An 18,217-nucleotide genomic window follows, 5' to 3' on the forward strand; every position below is an offset into this window, starting at 1 on the left:
CCGGTTCCCTGTCCGGGAACCGGCCTGATCGTCCCTCAAGGAGGTGCGCCCGGATGACCAGCACGGTCCCCGCGCTCGGAACCCTTACGGCCGAAGGCTCCGCCCTGCAGGCGGTGCTCCTCGACATGGACGGCACCCTGGTGGACACCGAGGGTTTCTGGTGGGACGTCGAGGTGGAGGTCTTCGCCGGCCTCGGGCACACCCTGGACGAGTCCTGGCGGCATGTCGTGGTCGGCGGGCCCATGACCCGCAGCGCCGGCTTCCTCATCGAGGCCACCGGAGCCGACATCACCCTCGCCGAACTCACCGTGCTGCTCAACGAGGGCTTCGAGGACCGCATCGACCGTGCCCTGCCGCTGATGCCGGGCGCCGCCCGCCTGCTCGCCGAACTCCACGAGCACGCCATCCCGACGGCCCTGGTCTCCGCCTCCCACCGGCGCATCATCGATCGCGTGCTGGGCATCCTCGGCCCCCACCACTTCGCCCTGTCCGTCGCCGGCGACGAGGTCTCGCGCACCAAGCCCTTCCCCGACCCCTACCTGCTCGCCGCGGCGGGGCTCGGCGCCCGGCCGGACAGATGCGCGGTGGTCGAGGACACCGCGACCGGTGTCGCCGCTGCCGAGGCCGCGGGCTGCCGCGTCGTCGCCGTACCCTCCGTCGCCCCCATCGGCCCGGCCGCCGGACGCACCGTGGTGACCTCCCTGGAAGAGGTCGACCTGGCATTTCTGCGCGGCCTGATGACGGAAATGCTCTAACTGTTCACCCAGCGTGCAAAGTCCATTGGCCCGGCTGGACAAATTTCCGGGTAAGTACACCGGAGTGGAATTCACGGCCGGCCGCCCGACCGAATTCCACTGACTCGCCGCACAGTTGGAAGTGTGACGTTCCTCACCTCTGCGGCCCTCGACAACCCGGGCCAACTGTGCTGAACAACCCCGTTCGGCCCGCAGTGACGGGTCTTTGTGTCCCGATTGATGGGAAGCTGCACTAATCCTGCCGCTGTCGGGTTTTCGGTGTGTCCGCATGTGGTTCCACTGCGTGATGGGGGATCAACTCACGGGGCCGTGAACCCTCCTGCGGGCGCGGACTAATCTCATCGCGAGAACATCGCCGCAACCCCCCGTGATCCGCCGCACCACCCATGCATGTCGGATACACGGACCCGAACAGCTCTGGAGAAACTCCCGCATGAACCGCAAGACTTTGGTGCTGCCGGCGGTGGCCGGCCTGCTCACCCCGGTTCTCGCCGCGTGTGGCGGATCCGGCAGCGGGAGCAAGAGCGGTGACGCCATCGTCGTCGGCACCACGGACCGGTTCACCACCACCAGCGACGCCCCGGCGCCCCTCGACCCCGCCTACGCCTACGACGTCGGCACCTGGAACATCCTGCGCCAGACCGTGCAGACCCTGATGGCCCAGCCCAAGGGCGAGGGCGACCCCGTCCCGGACGCCGCCGAGAGCTGCTCCTTCACCGACAGCGGCAGCGAACGCTACGCCTGCAAGCTCCGCGACGGCCTGAAGTTCGCCAGCGGCGACCCGGTCACCGCCCAGGACGTCAAGTACTCCATCGAGCGCGCCCTGCGCATCAAGTCCAGCAGCGGTGTCTCCTCCCTGCTGAACACCATCGACACCGTCGAGACCCAGGGCGACCGCGAGGTCATCTTCCACCTCAAGACCGCCGACGCCACCTTCCCGTACAAGCTGTCCACCCCGGTCGCGGGCATCATCAACCCGAAGGACTACCAGAACGGCAAGCTGCGCGACGGCTTCGAGGTCGACGGTTCGGGCCCCTACACCCTCCAGGCCGACGTCAGCGGCAACACCATGAGCGCCGCCACCTTCACCAAGAACCCCAACTACAAGGGTGCCGTGAAGGTGAACAACGACAAGGTCGTCCTGCGCTCCTTCAGCGACGCCGACGCCATGGGCGCCGCCATCGACAAGGGCGACATCGACGTCATGACCCGCACCATGTCGCCCGCCCAGATCCAGAAGCTGGACGCCGGCAGCGGCAACAAGGTCACCCTGGTCGACATGCCGGGCCTGGAGATCCGCTACCTCGCCTTCAACACCAACGCCAGCAGCGTGAAGTCCAAGGCCGTACGCCAGGCGATGGCCCAGATCATCGACCGCGCGGCCCTGGTCTCCAAGGTCTACGGCACCCAGGCCGAGCCGCTGTACTCGCTCGTCCCCGCCACCGTCACCGGCCACTCCAACTCGTTCTTCAACAAGTACGGCAACCCCAGCGTCGCCAAGGCCAAGACCCTGCTCACCCAGGCCGGCATCACCACCCCGGTCAAGCTGACCCTGCACTACACCACCGACCACTACGGCTCCGCCACCCAGAAGGAGTTCGAGGTCCTGCAGCAGCAGCTCAACGGCAGCGGCCTGTTCGACGTCTCCACTCAGGGCCACACCTGGGACACCTTCCGCCCGGCGGAGCAGAAGGGCCAGTACGACGTCTACGGCATGGGCTGGTTCCCCGACTTCCCGGACGCCGACAACTTCCTCGCGCCCTTCCTCGACAAGGACAACTTCCTCGGCTCGCCGTACTCCAACGGCACCATCCAGCGCACCCTGATCCCGGAGTCCCGCCGCGAGGCCGACCGGCTCAACGCCGCCAAGAGCCTGACGGCGATCCAGGACATCGTCGCCGAGGACGTCCCGGTCCTGCCGCTGTGGCAGGGCAAGCAGTACGTCGCCGCACGGGACGACATCACCGGCGTCGCCTACGCCCTCAACTCCTCGTCTACGCTCCAGTTGTGGGAGCTCGGCCGCGGAGTGAGCGGCTGACGGCTCTCTCACCGGGACATGGACGGACGCCCCGGTACCCGGGGCCGGGCACCGTGGCCCCGGGGTGACGAACCGACGACAAGGCACTATCAAGTGAACATGCGCAACCAGTGGCCAGTCCTGCCCGTCGTGGCGGGGCTGGCCTCCGGCCTGTTGACCGGCTGCGGCTCGGGGAGCGGTGATTCCGGGGGTACCGGCTCCTCCGTGGTGATGGGGATGTCCGACGACGTCCTCGCCACGGACCCGGCCTCCGGCTACGACCCCGGCTCCTGGCTGTTGTTCGACAACGTCTTCCAGTCACTGCTCAGCTTCCCCAAGGGACAGACCGAACCCCAGCCGGAACTCGCGAAGCAATGCACCTTCACCGACTCCCGGGCCACCGTCTACCAGTGCACCCTCAAGGACGGCCTGAAGTTCAGCAACGGTGACCCGCTCACCTCGAAGGACGTCAAGTTCTCCTTCGACCGCATGCTGAAGATCAACGACCCCGCCGGGCCCGCGGTCATGTTCCCGATGCTCGGCAGCATCGACACCCCGGACGCCAAGACGGTCGTCTTCCGTCTGAAGTCCTCCGACGCGACCTTCCCCAGCAAGATCGCCTCCGGCGCCGGCTCCATCGTCGACCACCTCCAGTACGACGCGAACGGCCTGCGCACCGACCACAAGGCGGTCGGCTCCGGCCCCTACAAACTGGACTCCTTCGACCAGGACAAGGCCGTCTTCTCCGTCAACGACAACTACAAGGGCACCGCCAAGGTCAAGAACTCCGGCGTCACCCTGAAGTTCTTCCACGGCGACCGCACCGCCCTGAAGAAGGCCCTTCTCGACGGCAACGTCGACATCGCCTACCGAGGCCTGCCGGCCTCCGACATCGCCGGCCTCGACCAGCAGCAAGGCAAGGGCGTCGACGTCATCGACGGCACCAGCGCCGAAGTCCAGCACCTGGTCTTCAACATGAAGGACCCGGTCGCCGGAAAGCCCGGCGTCCGCAAGGCCATGGCCTACCTCATCGACCGCGACGCCCTCATCAAGAACGTCTACCAGGGCACCGCCACCCCGCTGTACTCGATCATCCCGGCGGGCATCGTCGGCCACAACACGGCCTTCTTCGACACCTACGGCGCCCGCCCCTCCCAGGCCAAGGCCGCCGCCGCACTGCGCGCCGACGGCATCACCGGCAAGGTCAAGCTCACCCTGTGGTCCACGCCGTCCCGCTACGGCCCCGCCACCGACGAGGAGCTCAAGGCCATCGCCGGCCAGCTCAACGCCAGCGGACTGTTCGACGCCGATGTGAAGTCCGTCGCCTTCGACCAGTACGAGAAGGACATCGCGGCCGGCAAGTACGGCGTCTACGTCAAGGGCTGGATCCCGGACTACCCGGACGCCGACAACTTCACCGCACCCTTCTTCGGCAAGGGCAACGTGCTGGACAACAACTACACCAACCGCACCATCACCGGCACCCTCATCCCCGACACCGCCGCCCAGAGCGACCGCGCTGCCACCGACAAGGACTTCGGCCGGCTGCAGAACATCGTCGCCACCGACCTGCCCGTCCTGCCCGTCTGGCAGGCCAAGCAGTACGCGGTCGTCCGCGACGGCGTCTACGGCCTGGAGTACTGCCTGGACGCCTCCACCGTCTTCCGGTTCTGGGAACTCAGCAAGAGCTGACGGCCGTTGACACCGAGGGCGCCCATCTCCGCACGGGAGGGGCGCCCTTCGCCGTCGTAGGACACGCACCGCCGCACGAGCCGGACCCGTCGGCCTCTACGGCCTACTGGGCGCCGGGGCGCACCAGCCCGCTCTCGTACGCGTACACCGCCGCCTGCACCCGGTCCCTCAGGCCCAGCTTGGTCAGCACATGACCCACATGCGTCTTCACCGTCGTCTCGCTGACGAACAGATCAGCCGCGATCTCCGCGTTCGACAGACCGCGCGCCACCAGCTTCAGCACCTCCACCTCACGGTCGGTGAGGGTGTTCAGCGTGTCCGGCACCGGCTCCTCACCGGACGGCAGATGCGTGGCGTACTTGTCCAGCAGCCGGCGCGTGATGCTCGGCGCCAGCATCGCCTCACCCGCCGCCACCACACGGATCGCCTGCACCAGTTCGTTCGCCGGCGCGTCCTTCAGCAGAAAGCCGCTCGCCCCGGCCCGCAGCGCCTCCACCACATACTCGTCCAGGTCGAACGTGGTCAGCACCAGCACCTTCGCCGGACCGGACCGGTCGGGACCGGTGATCTGCCGGGTTGCCTCCACCCCGTCCATCCGCGGCATACGGATGTCCATCAGAACCACGTCCGGCTGCAGGGCCCGCACCTGATCGAGGGCCTGCAGACCGTCACCGGCCTCGCCCACGACCGCGATGTCCTGCTCGGCCTCCAGGATCATCCGGAAACCCGTACGCAGCAGGGGCTGGTCGTCGACCAGTAGGACACGGATGGCCACGTGACACTCCTTCGCTAGTCCGGGCCCATTCTGCCCTGCGACACACTCCCGGACTCGCGTGCCCTCACCGGCAACGGATACGGCGGGGGAGTGCCCCCGAACTCCGGGCAGTGCGCCTGGTGGTCGCACCAGCCGCACAGCTTGGTCGGACGCGGCCGCCACTCCCCGGTCTCCGTCGCCTGACTGATGGCGTCCCACAGCGCATGCAGCTTGCGCTCCACCCGCTCCAGATCGGCGAGGACGGGGTCGTAGGTCAGCACATCGCCGCTGCCGAGATAGACCAGCTGCAGCCGCCGCGGCACGACCCCCTTCAACCGCCACACCACCAGGGCGTAGAACTTCATCTGGAACAGGGCGCCCTCGGAGTACTCCGGCCGTGGTGCCTTGCCCGTCTTGTAGTCGACGATCCGCACCTCACCGGTCGGCGCCACATCCACCCGGTCGATGATCCCGCGCAGCCGCAGCCCCGACTCCAGCTCGGCCTCCACGAACAGCTCCCGCTCGGCCGGCTCCAGCCGCGTCGGATCCTCCAGCGTGAACCAGCGCTCGACCAGGTGCTCGGCCTCCTGAAGCCACCCGGCCAGCCGCTCCCCCTCCGGATCGTCGGCGAACAGCTCGCCCAGCTCCGGCCTGCTCTCCCGCAGCCGGTCCCACTGGCCCGGGATCAGCGCCTTCGCCCGGGGTGCCGTCCGCTCCGCCGCGGGCGCGTCGAACAGCCGCTCCAGCACCGCGTGCACCAGCGTGCCCCGGGTCGCCGCCGGGCTCGGCTTCTCCGGCAGCCGGTCGATCACCCGGAACCGGTACAGCAGCGGGCACTGCATGAAATCACCGGCCCGGGACGGTGACAGCGAGGTGGGAGGGACGGCCACACGCTCGGCACCGGCCTCCGGCGCGCCGGCCACGGTCGCTTCCGGCCCGGTGGGTGCGCCGGAGACGGAAGGCGCCCCGGCCACGGGGGACGTCCCGGTCGCCGGCCCAGCCTCCGAGGCACCCGGCACCGGTGCCTGCACCGGGATCGGCGCAGCCGTCATGGGCGCCGGCTGCGGTGCCTCGGCCGGATCCGTCTGCTCGGCGCCCCCCGACAGGGCTCCCGCGTCCTCGATGCTGCTGTCCATGTCCACAGACCTTACGGCCCACCACTGACAGTGACCCGGCCGCCGCCCGCGTCCGGCCCCGCGACCGCACGGCAAACTCAAGGGGTGCCGGGGCGAAACGCGCCACCACGGCCGCATACCATCGACCACAGACCCTTCCGTCCGGCAGGTGCGGAAGACGCTTCGAACGAGGGGACACCGTGGACGTGAGCGGCGGGAACGGGCAGCCGCGGTCCGGCAACGACAAGCCGGCCGAGCACCCCGCGGGTCCAACGGCCCCGACGACCGGCCCCACCGACCCTGCGGGCCCGCAGCCCCAGCCCGCCGCGGACCACCGCGGGACCGAGACCGACGACCAGGGGCATGCCCCCGACGACAAGGTGCACGCCCCCGACCGCCCGAGCGCACAAGGACCTGCCCAGCCCGCAGCGGACACCACCGCCCCCGGCGACGGCCCGGATGCCCCCGAGCCTGCGGGGCATCCGACCGGCACCGGCGCCGACAGCACGAACGCCGAGCGGACCGGCGCCGGCCCGGCCGGCACCGGCGAGACCTGCACCAGCGCCCCGGACGCCGGCGCAACCGACGGCCACCCCGAAGCCACGGGCACGAGTGACGCGGACACCGAGGGGCGCGCCGACGGCTCGCAGACCAGCCCGACCAGCGCCACGACCGGCCACACCGGTGACCCGGAGGCCCCGTACCGCGACACGACCGTCCCGCCCCCCACCCCCGACGCCCCCGCCCGACCCGAAAACGCCCCCGCCCCCGGCACCGGGCACGCGCGCGACACCCGCCCCGAGCACCGGTCCCTCGCCCACTCCGGAATCGCCAAGGGCGAGCCGCCCCAGCCGAGGCCCAAAGAGCCCGGCGGCGGCATCCTCATGGGCCGCCCCTTCGGCGTACCGGTGTACGTCGCACCGAGCTGGTTCCTCGTCGCCGCCCTCATCACCTGGGTCTTCGGCGGCCAGCTCGACCGCGTACTGCCCGAACTGGGCGCCGCCCGCTACCTCGTCTCCCTGTTCTTCGCCGTCGCCTTCTACGCCTCCGTACTGGTCCACGAACTGGCCCACACCGTCGCCGCGATCCGCTTCAAGCTCCCCGTCCGCCGCATCCAGCTGCAGTTCTTCGGCGGCGTCTCCGAGATCGAGAAGGAGGCCGAGACCCCCGGCCGCGAGTTCGTCCTCGCCTTCGTCGGACCCCTGCTCTCCCTCGTCCTGGCCGGCCTGTTCTACCTCGCCATGAAACCCGTCGAACCCGGCACCGTCCCCGGCGTCCTGCTGGCCGGCCTGATGATCTCCAACCTCATCGTGGCCGTCTTCAACCTCCTCCCCGGCCTGCCCCTCGACGGCGGCCGCATGCTCCGCGCCGTCGTCTGGGCCATCACCGGCAAACCCATGAGCGGCACCATCGCCGCCGCCTGGGTCGGCCGCGCCCTCGCCGTCGCCGTCCTGATCGGCCTGCCCCTGCTCAACCAGTCCGGCGCCCTCGGCGGCAGCAACCAGGACACCGGCGGCATGGACACCGTCACCGACGCCCTGCTCGCCGCCATCCTCGCCGCCATCATCTGGACCGGCGCCGGCAACAGCCTGCGCATGGCCCGCCTGCGCGAACACCTCCCCGAACTGCGCGCCCGCACCCTCACCCGGCGCGCCGTACCCGTCGAGACCGACACCCCGCTGTCGGAGGCACTGCGCCGCGCCAACGCCGCCGGCGCCCGCGCCCTCGTCGTCGTCGACGCCCACGGCACCCCCCTCTCCCTGGTCCGCGAGTCCGCCATCGTCGGCGTACCCGAACACCGCCGCCCCTGGGTCGCCGTCAGCGGCCTCGCCCAGGAGCTCACCGACGGCATGCGCGTCTCCGCCGAGCTAGCCGGAGAACAACTCCTCGACGTCCTGCGCGCCACCCCCGCCACCGAATACCTGGTGGTCGAGGAAACCGGCGAGATCTACGGCGTCCTGTCCGCAGCAGACGTCGAACGCGCCTTCGTGAAAGCCATGGCCCGCCCCAGCTAGTGGTCGGTGGCCCGCTCCGCTGCCGGTACCCTGGTCACATGTCCGAACCGACCGGTGCCGCCCGCAGGCGCGGGCCCTTCAAGGTCGGGGACCAGGTACAGCTGACCGACCCCAAGGGCCGCCACTACACGTTCACGCTCGAAGCCGGGAAGAACTTCCACACCCACAAGGGCTCCTTCCCGCACGACGAACTGATCGGCGCTCCCGAGGGCAGCGTTGTCCGCACCACCGGCAACGTCGCCTACCTCGCGCTGCGCCCCCTGCTCCCCGACTACGTCCTGTCCATGCCCCGCGGGGCAGCCGTCGTCTACCCCAAGGACGCGGGGCAGATCCTCGCCTTCGCCGACATCTTCCCCGGCGCCCGCGTCGTCGAGGCCGGCGTCGGCTCCGGCTCGCTCAGCAGCTTCCTGCTGCGCGCCATCGGCGACCAGGGCATGCTGCACTCCTACGAGCGCCGCGAGGACTTCGCCGACATCGCCAAGCAGAACGTGGAACGCTACTTCGGCGGCCCCCACCCCGCCTGGCAGCTCACCGTCGGCGACCTCCAGGACAGCCTGTCCGACACCGACGTCGACCGCGTCATCCTCGACATGCTCGCCCCCTGGGAATGCCTCGAGGCCGTCTCCAAGGCACTCGTCCCCGGCGGCATCCTCTGCTGCTACGTGGCCACCACCACCCAGCTCGCCCGGACCGTGGAGTCCATCCGGGAGATCGGCTGCTTCAACGAGCCGACCGCCTGGGAGACCATGATCCGCAACTGGCACATCGAAGGCCTGGCCGTCCGCCCCGACCACCGCATGATCGGCCACACCGGCTTCCTGCTCACCGCCCGCCGCCTCGCCGACGGCGTCGAGCCGCCCATGCGCCGCCGCCGCCCCGCCAAGGGCGCCTACGGCGAGGACTACGCCGGACCCAACGCCGACGGCGGCACCGCCCGCTGACCGGTCCCCACACAGCACAACGCAACGGCGCCGTGCCCCAGTTCCCGCACACCCACGGGAACTCCGGCACGGCGCCCGCGCGTTGACACGGCACCGGGACCCCTCACCCCGTAACGGCGCGTACGCCCGCCACCCACGCGAGCCCCGCCCGCAGGAATCCCGACCCCGCCGTTCCCCCGCACTGTGACGTGTGGCACCATGCTGGCCACCCCCACCGGCACAGCCCTCACAGGAGACACTCCTAGTGCAGCAATCCGCCGTTCCGGAGCTCGCCCACACCCACACCCGCCCCATCCACTGGGTCGCCACCGCCACAGCCGTCGCCGGCGTCGTGGCCCTCTCCTCCGTCGTCCAGCCCGGATCGGCCACGGCCGCCCAGACCCACACCGACACCCGTAGCAAATCCGCCCCCGCGGCCATCGCACCGCCCAGCACCACCGGCGTGGACTTCCCCCTGCACTGCGGACCCGTCAAAGCCGTGGTCGCCAAAAAAGCCAGCGGAGACCTCGACGGCGACGGCCGGCCCGAAACCGTCGCCGTCGTGCACTGCGACTCCGCCATGGGCACACCCCCCGACGGCGTCTACGTCCTCACCCGCTCCACCGACAGCAGCACACCACGCGTCGTCGCCACCCTCGTCGACCCCAAGGACCGGCTCACCGTCACCGACTTCTCCCTGCACGCCGGCACCGTCGACGCCACCCTGCTCGGCTACTCCTCCGACGCCGTCCCCGACTGCTGCCCCGACCTGAAAACCCCGACCAAGTGGCACTGGAACGGCAACGCGTTCATCCGCACCACCAACACCGACACCCACAGCGTCTGACACCGAGCCCGGCCCGGACTCACTCCGCGTCGGGCCCGTACATCTCGACCCTGTCCGAAACCCGGCGCACATGAATGCACTCCCCAGGACACTCCCGCGCCGAGTCCACCACATCCGCCAGCAACGGCAACGGCACCGGCGCCGTCGCACCCACCGCCTGCAGCAGCTCCTCGTCCGCGCCCTTCACATAGGCCAGCCCGTCGATGTCCAGCTCGAACACCTCAGGTGCGTACTGGGCGCAGATCCCGTCACCGGTACACAGATCCTGGTCGATCCAGACCTCCAGCGCCTCCCCGCCCGGGGCCTCCTGCTGCACGGTCACCTCTCCCGCCGTCGAATACGCCGAGCGGCACCGGCCACCCCCAGGGCCAGCCGGGTCCGCACCAGCGGCTGTTGAACACCCCCGACCCTACCCCCGCCCGCATTCCAGCCACCCTCCACCGGCACCGGGTTTCCACCCCCACCACCCCGGGTAGCAGCGCCCGACCAGCACAGAGGTGACACCCACCACTTCAAGCCACTCCGGCCGTGACACCCACCGCCCGGACCGTCGCTCTGCGTGATGACCGCGCGAGCGCCCTGCGGGCTGCCCACCCCCCGGCCCACCCACCCGCAACAGACAACTCCGGCCACTCCTGAAGGGTTTTGACCACCCGATGCCCGGAACAAGCTGCTTCCGCATCACGTTGAGTGGGTATCCCCTCCGTGCGAGGGAGAGCGCAACGGGTGACCGACGACACACCTTGACAGTCTCTGTGATCTAGGGGTTTCAATCGACACCCACCCAGGTAGGGTCTGGAAGCGTCCAGCTCCCCTTGGAGGAGGTGAGGACCGTGGCAGCCCACGACGACGACATGAACCGCGGCATCCGCCCGGGACGAGGGTCCGACGACCCGGCCGGGCAGATCGCCTACCTTGAGCAGGAGATCGCCGTCCTGCGACGCAAGCTCGCCGACTCTCCGCGACACACGAGGATTCTCGAAGAGCGGATCGTCGAGCTGCAGACCAACCTGGCCGGCGTGTCCGCCCAGAACGAACGGCTGGCCAACACCCTCCGCGAGGCCCGCGACCAGATCGTGGCCCTCAAAGAAGAGGTCGACCGGCTCGCCCAGCCGCCCGCCGGCTTCGGCGTCTTCCTGCAGGCCAACGAGGACGGCACCGCCGACATCTTCACCGGAGGCCGCAAACTCCGCGTGAACGTCAGCCCCAGCGTCGACCTCGACGACCTCAGGCGCGGCCAGGAAGTCATGCTCAACGAAGCGCTCAACGTGGTCGAAGCCATGGAATTCGAGCGCGTCGGCGACATCGTCACCCTCAAGGAAATCCTCGAGGACGGCGAGCGCGCCCTCGTACTGGGCCACACCGACGAGGAACGGGTGGTACGGCTCGCCGAGCCGCTGCTGGACGTCACCATCCGCGCCGGCGACGCCCTCCTGCTCGAACCCCGCTCCGGCTACGTCTACGAGGTCGTCCCCAAGAGCGAGGTCGAAGAACTCGTCCTCGAAGAAGTCCCCGACATCGGCTACGACCAGATCGGCGGACTCGGCAACCAGATCGAAGCCATCCGCGACGCGGTCGAGCTGCCCTACCTCTACCCCGACCTCTTCAAGGAACACGAGCTGCGCCCACCCAAGGGCGTCCTGCTCTACGGCCCCCCCGGCTGCGGCAAGACACTCATCGCCAAAGCCGTCGCCAACTCACTCGCCAAGAAGGTCGCCGAAGTCACCGGCCAAGCCGCCGGCAAGAGCTTCTTCCTCAACATCAAGGGCCCCGAGCTCCTCAACAAGTACGTCGGCGAGACCGAGCGGCAGATCCGCCTCGTCTTCCAGCGTGCCCGTGAGAAGGCCAGCGAGGGCACCCCCGTGATCGTCTTCTTCGACGAGATGGAATCCCTCTTCCGCACCCGAGGCTCCGGCGTCAGCTCCGACGTGGAAAACACCATCGTCCCCCAGCTGCTCGCCGAGATCGACGGCGTGGAAGGCCTGCAGAACGTGGTCGTCATCGGCGCCTCCAACCGCGAGGACATGATCGACCCCGCCATCCTGCGCCCCGGCCGACTCGACGTGAAGATCAAGATCGAGCGCCCCGACGCCGAGGCCGCCAAGGACATCTTCGGCAAGTACCTCACCGAACGCCTCCCGCTGCACGCCGACGACCTCGGCGAACACGGCGGCGACAAGGCCACCACCGTCCAGAGCATGATCCAGACGGCGGTCGAGCAGATGTACGCCGAATCCGAGGAGAACCGCTTCCTGGAAGTCACCTACGCCAACGGCGACAAGGAAGTCCTCTACTTCAAGGACTTCAACTCCGGCGCCATGATCGAAAACATCGTCGGACGCGCCAAGAAAATGGCGATCAAGGACTTCCTCGAAAAGAACCAGAAGGGCCTCCGCGTCTCCCACCTCCTCCAGGCCTGCGTGGACGAGTTCAAGGAGAACGAAGACCTCCCCAACACCACCAACCCCGACGACTGGGCCCGCATCTCCGGAAAGAAGGGCGAACGGATCGTCTACATCCGCACCCTCATCACCGGAAAGCAGGGCGCAGACACCGGACGCTCCATCGACACGGTGGCCAACACCGGTCAGTACCTGTAACACCAGGGCGGCTGCGGGTGCCCTCACCGGGTACCCGCAGCCCTCGCGTTTTCAGGCCACGACCGGAGCAGCCAATGACGCAAATGATCTCCCCACCAGCGCAAAGGCGTTCTAGGCTCGTTCCTGCCGCCGAAAAGCGCAGTGCGGGGACGGGCACCGCACACGCACCGGAGCGCCAGCGGTACGTGAGCGGCGCCCACGACCGAGGGTGCCGCCGGGCAAGGAGGGCCGCATGACCGTACGGCGAGTAATGGGCATCGAGACGGAGTACGGGATCTCCGTCCCCGGCCACCCCAACGCCAATGCCATGCTCACCTCATCCCAGATCGTCAACGCCTACGCGGCCGCGATGCACCGGGCCCGCCGGGCCCGCTGGGACTTCGAGGAAGAGAACCCGCTACGCGACGCGCGAGGCTTCGACCTCGCCCGGGAGGCCGCCGACGCCAGCCAGCTCACCGACGAGGACATCGGCCTCGCCAACGTCATCCTCACTAACGGTGCGCGACTCTACGTCGACCACGCCCACCCCGAATACAGCGCCCCAGAAGTCACCAACCCCCGCGACGCCGTCCTCTGGGACAAGGCCGGCGAACGCATCATGGCCGAGGCCGCCGAACGAGCCGCCCAGCTCCCCGGCGCCCAGCCCATCCACCTCTACAAGAACAACACCGACAACAAGGGCGCCAGCTACGGCACACACGAGAACTACCTGATGAAGCGGGAAACCCCCTTCTCAGACATCGTCCGCCACCTCACCCCCTTCTTCGTCTCCCGCCAGGTCTTCGCCGGCGCCGGCCGCGTCGGCATCGGCCAGGACGGCCACGAACACGGCTTCCAGATCAGCCAGCGCGCCGACTACTTCGAAGTCGAAGTCGGCCTCGAGACGACCCTGAAACGCCCCATCATCAACACCAGGGACGAACCCCACGCGGACGCGGAGAAGTACCGCCGCCTGCACGTGATCATCGGCGACGCCAACCTCTCCGAGATCTCCACCTACCTCAAACTCGGCACCACCTCCCTGGTCCTGTCCATGATCGAAGACGGCTTCATTGCCGTGGACCTGGCCGTCGACCAGCCCGTGCGGACCCTGCACCAGGTCTCCCACGACCCCAAACTGAAGCGACTGATCACCCTCCGCAGCGGCCGCACCCTCACCGCCGTACAACTCCAGATGGAGTACTACGAGCTCTCCCGCAAATACGTCGAGGAACGCTACGGCGCCGACGCCGACGAACAGACCAAGGACATCCTGACCCGCTGGGAAGACACCCTCACACGCCTCGAGAACGACCCCATGAGTCTGGCCGGTGAGCTGGACTGGGTCGCCAAGCGCGAACTGATGGAGGGCTACCGCCGCCGCGACAACCTCGACTGGGACTCCGCCCGCCTCCACCTCGTCGACCTCCAGTACGCCGACGTACGCGCCGAGAAAGGCCTCTACAACCGCCTCGCGGCCCGCGGCCGCATGAAGCGCCTCCTGGACGAGTCCGAGGTCGACAAGGCCCGCACCGCGCCGCCGGAGGACACCCGCGCCTACTTCCGCGGACGCTGCCTGGAGCAGTACGCCGACGACGTCGCCGCGGCCAGCTGGGACTCGGTCATCTTCGACCTCCCCGGCCGGGACTCCCTCCAGCGCGTCCCAACCCTGGAACCACTACGCGGAACGCGAAATCACGTCAAGGAACTGCTGGACCGCTGCCGCACCGCAGAAGACCTGGTCAGGGTCCTGTCAGGCGGCTGAGCGGGCCAGGGGGGCACTCGGTGCGGCCCCGGCGGGCAGGGTGGAAACCCGGCCCGCCGGGAATCATCGGGGTGGCCCCCGTACGTTGGAGAAACTGCGGGGCCGATGTCGGACCCGGCTTGTAGGGTCTGATCATCACCGATCGGCAGGCGAACTGAGCGGGGTGAGGGTTATGGCAACCAAGGACACCGGCGGCGGCCAGCAGAAGGCCACGCGCGCGACCGAAGAGGTCGAGGAGCAGGCGCAGGACGCGCAGGCTTCGGAGGACCTCAAGGAGCGGCACGAGAAGTTGTCGGACGACGTGGACTCCGTGCTGGACGAAATTGATGATGTCCTCGAGGAGAATGCTGAGGACTTCGTGCGGTCCTTCGTTCAGAAGGGTGGGCAGTAAGCCCATTTTCCCTTCGAAACGAAGGCGGACGGAGTTCTGGAATGGTGGGGGAGCCGGAAGTGAAGCGCTGCGCGCGGTGCGGAGAGGTCAAGCCGCGCGCAGCCTTCGCGGCCAAACGAAGCAATCTTGACGGCTTGCAGCACCGGTGCCGCGAGTGTGCGGCTGAGGCCGACCGGAAGCGCCAGCAGGCTATGGGCAGAACGGTTCCGCCGCGCGGAGTTGTCCCAGACGGTCACAAGCACTGTCAGGGCTGCGGAGAGGTCAAGCCGCGTTCTGCCTGGCATCGAGGGAAGGCCTCGCGCTGCAAGGCGTGCCGCGCAGCGGAAGGGCGAGCGCGTCACCTCAAGCGCAACTACGACCTCACGGAAGCCGAGCGTGACGCGTTGATCGCCTCCCAGCGGGGCCTGTGCGTGATCTGCCTGGTTGCCCCCGCTGTGCATGTGCTGGTTGCCCCCGCTGTGCATGTGGATCACTGCCACAAGACGGGTAGGGTCCGTGGCGTACTGTGCTTCAACTGCAATTCCGGCCTCGGGCTGTTGAGGGATGACCCCGACGCCATGTACCGAGCTGCCGATTACCTGGAAGGAAACGCGTGGAAGCCAACACTCGTAGCACCGGGCGTCTACCAGCTGCCTTCCTGACGCCAGGGTCCTCCTCGTTCATGGACTTTCTCTCCGAGCACCAGCCGGAGCTGTTGCCCGGCAACCGGCAGCTGCCGCCCACGCAGGGGGTGATCGAGGCGCCGCACGGCACGACCATCGTGGCGGCGACCTTCCCCGGCGGTGTCGTACTCGCCGGTGACCGTCGGGCCACCATGGGCAACATCATCGCTCAGCGGGACATCGAGAAGGTGTTCCCGGCGGACGAGTACTCGGCCGTCGGTATCGCCGGCACCGCCGGTCTGGCCGTGGAGATGGTCAAGCTCTTCCAGCTGGAGCTGGAGCACTTCGAGAAGGTCGAGGGTGCGCAGCTGTCGCTGGAGGGCAAGGCGAACCGGCTGTCCACCATGATTCGCTCCAATCTCGGCATGGCCATGCAGGGGCTGGCGGTCGTCCCGCTCTTCGCCGGATACGACCTGGACCGTGAGAAGGGGCGGATCTTCTCGTACGACGTCACGGGTGGCCGTAGCGAGGAGCACAACTTCGCGGCCACGGGCTCGGGCTCGATCTTCGCGCGTGGTGCGATGAAGAAGTTGTTCCGTGAGGACCTGTCCGAGGAGCAGGCGACCACGTTGGTGGTGCAGGCTCTGTATGACGCGGCTGACGACGACTCGGCGACCGGTGGTCCTGATGTCGCCCGCCGGATCTACCCGATCATCACCGTGATCACCGAGGACGGTTTCCGTCGGCTGACGGAGGAGGAGTCCTCCGAGCTCGCTCGTGCGGTGCTGCAGAAGCGCCTGGAGGAGCCGGACGGCCCGAAGGCCGCCCTGCTCTGAGGCGCGGGCCCCGGTTTTTATCAAGGTGATCCAGTGACCATGACAGAAAGGGACGGATAACCGGTGTCGACGCCGTTCTATGTCTCACCCCAGCAGGCCATGGCCGACCGGGCGGAGTACGCCCGGAAGGGCATCGCCCGTGGCCGCAGCCTGGTGGTCATGCAGTTTGCCGACGGCATTGTGTTCGTCGGTGAGAACCCGTCCCGTGCTCTGCACAAGTTCAGCGAGATCTATGACCGGATCGGTTTCGCGGCCGCCGGTAAGTACAACGAGTACGAGAACCTGCGGATCGGTGGTGTGCGGTACGCGGATCTGCGGGGTTACACCTATGACCGTGATGATGTGACCGCTCGTGGTCTGGCCAACGTCTATGCCCAGACGCTCGGCACGATCTTCTCGTCGGCGGCTGAGAAGCCGTACGAGGTGGAGCTGGTCGTGGCGGAGGTGGGGGAGACCCCGGAGGGTGACCAGATCTATCGGTTGCCGCATGACGGGTCGATCGTGGACGAGCACGGTTCGGTGGCGGTGGGTGGCAATGCCGAGCAGATCAGCAGTTTCCTGGATCAGCGTCACCGTGACGGTATGTCGTTGGCGGAGGCGCTGAAGCTGGCCGTGCAGGCGTTGTCGCGTGACACCAACGGCAGTGAGCGGGAGATTCCGGCGGAGCGTCTGGAGGTGGCGGTGCTGGATCGTACGCGGCCGCAGAAGCGCAAGTTCAAGCGGATCGTGGGTCGTCAGCTGTCGCGTCTGCTGGCGGCGGACGGTGCGGCTTCGGAGGCGGAGACTTCCGAGGAGGGCTTCGAGGAGGAGTGACCTGGCGCCCTGTTTGCCTGCTGTCGTGTGCCCCGGCCGTTGTTGTGGCCGGGGCACACGGCGTTTCCGTGGGTCAGCGGGGCGTCTGTGCGGCCGGTGGCGGGGCCGTGGAGCCCCGGACGACGAGGTGGACGGGGATGTCCCCGCTTTCGGGCTCCCGGCCTTCCAGGACGGCGAGCAGGGCTCGCATGCCGTGTTCGCCGAAGAGTTCGGCGTCGAGTCGTACGGTGGTGAGTTCGGGGTCGATGGCGGTGGCGAGGCCGAGGTCGTCGACGCCGGTGACGGAGATGTCGTCGGGGATGCGCAGGCCAAGGCGGCGGAGGGCTTTGTAGGCGCCGACGGCGAGTTTGTCGTCGTCGCAGACGACGGCGGTGGGGCGGGGGCCGGGTGTGGTGAGTGCGGTGTGGGTTGCGGTGAGGGCTCCTTCGATGGAGATGGGGGCTCGGGCGGTTCGCACGTCGGTTCCCGGTACGGCGGCCATGCGTGCTGCGAGTTCGCGTGCCCGGATCTCGAAGGTCCAGGAGGGTACGTCGGCGGCGAGGTGCAGGATGCGGCGGTGGCCGAGGGCCAGGAGGTGTTCGGTGATCTGGCGGATGCCGTCGGTGATGTCGAGGTTGACGGTGGCGGCGCCGAGGCTGCCTTGGGGGTCGCTGTCGAGCATGACGAGGGGGAGTTGGTCGCCGCGGATGGCGGTGAGTGCGTCGGCGGCCATGGAGGAGGCGATGACGCCGTCGAGGGCGGTTTGTGCGGAGGCGAAGGGGTCGCGGGCGGGGCCGATGCCTTCGGGGGAGGGATAGAGGACGACTCCGAAGCCGTTCTCGGCTGCGATGCGTGCTGCTCCTGTGTATACGCCGGCGAAGAACTCGGTGGTGAGTGCGGGGACGACGAGCAGGACGGTGCGGGTGTGGCCGAGGCGTAGGTTGCGGGCGGCGAGGTTGGGGCGGTAGCCGAGTTGGCGTGCGGCGTCGCGGACCCGTTCGGCGGTGGTGGCGGAGACGCGGCCGCGCCATTTGTCGCCGAGGACGAGGGAGACGGCGGCTTGGGAGACGCCGGCTGCCTGGGCGACGTCCCGGCTGGTCGGGCGCGTGCTGCTGGGTGCCACCGTGGGCCTGCCTC

16 protein-coding genes are annotated in these 18,217 nt (G+C 68.8%); 12 read left to right on the plus strand and 4 right to left on the minus strand.

Features of this window, described 5'->3' with window-relative positions; genetic code table 11:
* The first annotated feature begins 53 nt into the window (after positions 1–53).
* The 3 genes from ACWC2T_RS05850 (at position 54) to ACWC2T_RS05860 (ending at position 4,464) form a co-directional block, all read left to right on the plus strand.
* Positions 54–755 (plus strand): HAD family hydrolase, encoded by a 702-nt coding sequence (locus ACWC2T_RS05850; protein ID WP_450669213.1) that lies wholly within the window; start codon positions 54–56, stop codon positions 753–755.
* A gap of 433 nt (positions 756–1,188) precedes the next feature.
* Positions 1,189–2,793 carry an ABC transporter substrate-binding protein gene (locus ACWC2T_RS05855; protein WP_450669214.1) on the plus strand — a complete coding sequence of 535 codons (1,605 nt, stop codon included), beginning with the start codon at positions 1,189–1,191 and terminating at the stop codon, positions 2,791–2,793.
* A 93-nt stretch (positions 2,794–2,886) separates the two neighbouring features.
* Positions 2,887–4,464 carry an ABC transporter substrate-binding protein gene (locus ACWC2T_RS05860; protein ID WP_450669215.1) on the plus strand — a complete coding sequence of 526 codons (1,578 nt, stop codon included), beginning with the start codon at positions 2,887–2,889 and terminating at the stop codon, positions 4,462–4,464.
* Between the two features lie 103 nt (positions 4,465–4,567).
* Here the strand turns inward: ACWC2T_RS05860 and ACWC2T_RS05865 are convergent, their stop codons facing one another.
* Together ACWC2T_RS05865 and ACWC2T_RS05870 are read right to left on the minus strand one after the other, a co-directional pair.
* Positions 4,568–5,239, minus strand: coding sequence for a response regulator (locus ACWC2T_RS05865; RefSeq protein WP_228618649.1), 672 nt, complete (start codon positions 5,237–5,239; stop codon positions 4,568–4,570).
* 14 nt (positions 5,240–5,253) lie between these two features.
* Positions 5,254–6,354 (minus strand): PD-(D/E)XK nuclease family protein, encoded by a 1,101-nt coding sequence (locus ACWC2T_RS05870; RefSeq protein ID WP_450669216.1) that lies wholly within the window; start codon positions 6,352–6,354, stop codon positions 5,254–5,256.
* A 179-nt stretch (positions 6,355–6,533) separates the two neighbouring features.
* On the opposite strand from ACWC2T_RS05870, the gene ACWC2T_RS05875 reads away from it, so the two are divergent.
* The 3 genes from ACWC2T_RS05875 (at position 6,534) to ACWC2T_RS05885 (ending at position 10,115) form a co-directional block, all read left to right on the plus strand.
* Positions 6,534–8,348, plus strand: coding sequence for a site-2 protease family protein (locus tag ACWC2T_RS05875; protein ID WP_450669217.1), 1,815 nt, complete (start codon positions 6,534–6,536; stop codon positions 8,346–8,348).
* 38 nt (positions 8,349–8,386) lie between these two features.
* Positions 8,387–9,289 carry a tRNA (adenine-N1)-methyltransferase gene (locus ACWC2T_RS05880; RefSeq protein ID WP_450669218.1) on the plus strand — a complete coding sequence of 301 codons (903 nt, stop codon included), beginning with the start codon at positions 8,387–8,389 and terminating at the stop codon, positions 9,287–9,289.
* 244 nt (positions 9,290–9,533) lie between these two features.
* Positions 9,534–10,115, plus strand: coding sequence for a hypothetical protein (locus tag ACWC2T_RS05885; RefSeq protein WP_450669219.1), 582 nt, complete (start codon positions 9,534–9,536; stop codon positions 10,113–10,115).
* A gap of 19 nt (positions 10,116–10,134) precedes the next feature.
* Here the strand turns inward: ACWC2T_RS05885 and ACWC2T_RS05890 are convergent, their stop codons facing one another.
* Positions 10,135–10,437, minus strand: coding sequence for a ferredoxin (locus ACWC2T_RS05890; protein WP_450669220.1), 303 nt, complete (start codon positions 10,435–10,437; stop codon positions 10,135–10,137).
* A gap of 511 nt (positions 10,438–10,948) precedes the next feature.
* Here ACWC2T_RS05890 and arc point away from each other — a divergent pair.
* The 6 genes from arc (at position 10,949) to prcA (ending at position 17,101) form a co-directional block, all read left to right on the plus strand.
* Positions 10,949–12,715 (plus strand): proteasome ATPase, encoded by a 1,767-nt coding sequence (arc, locus tag ACWC2T_RS05895; protein ID WP_450669221.1) that lies wholly within the window; start codon positions 10,949–10,951, stop codon positions 12,713–12,715.
* Positions 12,716–12,947: 232 nt separating this feature from the next.
* A complete protein-coding gene (gene dop / locus ACWC2T_RS05900) occupies positions 12,948–14,459 on the plus strand; it encodes a depupylase/deamidase Dop (protein ID WP_450669222.1) in 1,512 nt (503 codons plus the stop codon).
* Between the two features lie 172 nt (positions 14,460–14,631).
* Entirely contained in the window at positions 14,632–14,850 is a 219-nt protein-coding gene (locus ACWC2T_RS05905) for a ubiquitin-like protein Pup (RefSeq protein WP_023551933.1), read from the plus strand.
* Positions 14,851–15,041: 191 nt separating this feature from the next.
* A complete protein-coding gene (locus ACWC2T_RS05910) occupies positions 15,042–15,491 on the plus strand; it encodes an endonuclease VII domain-containing protein (protein WP_450669349.1) in 450 nt (149 codons plus the stop codon).
* Positions 15,443–16,288 carry a proteasome subunit beta gene (prcB, locus tag ACWC2T_RS05915; RefSeq protein WP_450669223.1) on the plus strand — a complete coding sequence of 282 codons (846 nt, stop codon included), beginning with the start codon at positions 15,443–15,445 and terminating at the stop codon, positions 16,286–16,288. Before ACWC2T_RS05910 ends, prcB begins: the two co-directional genes overlap by 49 nt.
* A gap of 63 nt (positions 16,289–16,351) precedes the next feature.
* Complete coding sequence (gene prcA, locus ACWC2T_RS05920) at positions 16,352–17,101, plus strand: proteasome subunit alpha (RefSeq protein ID WP_450669224.1); 750 nt, start codon at positions 16,352–16,354, stop codon at positions 17,099–17,101.
* 73 nt (positions 17,102–17,174) lie between these two features.
* On the opposite strand, the gene ACWC2T_RS05925 is transcribed toward prcA, so the two are convergent.
* Positions 17,175–18,203 carry a LacI family DNA-binding transcriptional regulator gene (locus tag ACWC2T_RS05925; protein ID WP_450669225.1) on the minus strand — a complete coding sequence of 343 codons (1,029 nt, stop codon included), beginning with the start codon at positions 18,201–18,203 and terminating at the stop codon, positions 17,175–17,177.
* Between the last annotated feature and the right edge of the window lie 14 nt (positions 18,204–18,217).

The organism is Streptomyces sp. NPDC001393 (assembly GCF_053597455.1).

Coding starts and splice junctions, on each gene's coding strand:
- ACWC2T_RS05850 (WP_450669213.1), top strand. CDS start 54: ATGACCAGCACGGTCCCCGCGCTCGGAACCCTTACGGCCGAAGGCTCC.
- ACWC2T_RS05855 (WP_450669214.1), top strand. CDS start 1,189: ATGAACCGCAAGACTTTGGTGCTGCCGGCGGTGGCCGGCCTGCTCACC.
- ACWC2T_RS05870 (WP_450669216.1), bottom strand. CDS start 6,354: ATGGACAGCAGCATCGAGGACGCGGGAGCCCTGTCGGGGGGCGCCGAG.
- ACWC2T_RS05880 (WP_450669218.1), top strand. CDS start 8,387: ATGTCCGAACCGACCGGTGCCGCCCGCAGGCGCGGGCCCTTCAAGGTC.
- dop (WP_450669222.1), top strand. CDS start 12,948: ATGACCGTACGGCGAGTAATGGGCATCGAGACGGAGTACGGGATCTCC.
- ACWC2T_RS05905 (WP_023551933.1), top strand. CDS start 14,632: ATGGCAACCAAGGACACCGGCGGCGGCCAGCAGAAGGCCACGCGCGCG.
- ACWC2T_RS05910 (WP_450669349.1), top strand. CDS start 15,042: ATGGGCAGAACGGTTCCGCCGCGCGGAGTTGTCCCAGACGGTCACAAG.